At 72.2% G+C, this 245-nt stretch carries 1 protein-coding gene; it reads left to right on the plus strand.

Translation table 11 applies throughout. The features are described from left to right. A partial coding sequence (locus ACKQAD_RS20315) for a hypothetical protein (RefSeq protein WP_409161763.1) occupies positions 1-245 on the plus strand: 245 nt, incomplete at both ends.

Below are 245 nucleotides of genomic sequence, written 5' to 3' on the forward strand. Positions count from 1 at the left end.
GCCCGCGCCGCGGGTGGCAATCCGCTCTTCATCTCCGAGATGCTGGCGTTGGCAGCCGGCAACGGGGACGTCGACGTGCCGCCCACGCTGAAGGCACTGCTGGCGGCGCGGCTTGACCAGATCGACGAGGCCGAGCGGAAGGTGCTCGAGCGCGGCGCCGTCGAGGGCGAGATCTTTCACCGGGGGGCCGTGCAGGCGCTTGCGCCCGAGGAGGCACAAGTGACGACCCGGCTCGCCGGGCTCGT

The sequence above is a fragment of the Pectobacterium artocarpous genome, assembly GCF_046159765.1.
Taxonomy (GTDB): domain Bacteria; phylum Pseudomonadota; class Gammaproteobacteria; order Enterobacterales; family Enterobacteriaceae; genus Pectobacterium.